Below are 1023 nucleotides of genomic sequence, written 5' to 3' on the forward strand. Positions count from 1 at the left end.
CGGCGGCGGCCAGGCCGGCGCCGCGCGCGCCCAGCCGACGCCACCACGCAGCCCGCCGTTCAGGTTGCGCCGCCGCAGGCGATTGCGGGGTTTCGTCGCCCGTGCTCATCCGATGATCCCCGACATTCCAGCCGGATGGGATGGCAAAGCCACGCTGTCGTCAATCGGCCCCGCTGCGCCTTTAGGTGCGATCAGCGCAGGGCGAGCGTCAGCGACTTCACCTGCAGATAATCGTCGATCCCGTAGGCCGATCCCTCGCGCCCATAGCCTGACTGCTTGACCCCGCCGAACGGGTTCGCCGGGTTGGAGACGAGGCCGGTGTTGACCCCGACAATGCCCGCATCGATGGCGCGGCCGACCCGCATGGCGCGGTTCAGGCTCTCCGAAAACACGAAGGCCGCCAGGCCGAACTCGCTGGCGTTGGCGCGCGCCACCGCCTCGTCGTCGTCGCGGAAGCTGAACACCGGGCACACGGGCCCGAAGGTCTCTTCGCAGGTGAACAGCGCGTCGTCCGCGCCGGCGATCACCGTCGGCTGGAAGAAGCGCCCGCCCAGTTCATGCCGCGCGCCGCCGGTCAGCACTCGGCCGCCGGCGGCAAGGGCTTTCGCGACGTGGGTCTCGACCTTCTCCACCGCCTTGGCGTCGATCAACGGGCCGATCTCCACGCCGGGCTCGAACGGCTTGCCGACCTTGAGCGCTGCGACGCGCTCGGTGAGCCGTTCCAGGAAGGCGTCGTGGAGGCTCTCGTGGACATAGATGCGGTTGGGGCAGACGCAGGTCTGGCCGGCGGCGCGGAACTTGCCGGCGACGGTTCCCGCCACCGCCAGCTCCAGGTCGGCGTCGTCCAGCACCAGAAGGGGCGCCGCGCCGCCCAGCTCCATGGACAACCGCTTCAGGGTCGGCGCGCACTGGCCGGCGAGCAGGCGGCCGACCTCGGTGGACCCGGTGAACGACAGCTTGCGGATCGCCGCTGATCCGGTGAGACACGCGCCCACCACGCTTTGCGCGCGCGCAAAGCGTGGT

General features: G+C 70.6%; 1 protein-coding gene. It reads right to left on the bottom strand.

The annotated features are described in order from the left end of the window. Window positions 1-191: 191 nt before the first annotated feature. Window positions 192-1023: aldehyde dehydrogenase family protein (locus tag Q8M88_RS06380; RefSeq protein WP_305595529.1), on the bottom strand; the 832-nt coding region annotated here is incomplete at its 5' end.

It is taken from the genome of Phenylobacterium sp. (genome assembly GCF_030693805.1).
In the GTDB taxonomy this organism is placed as follows: domain Bacteria; phylum Pseudomonadota; class Alphaproteobacteria; order Caulobacterales; family Caulobacteraceae; genus Phenylobacterium.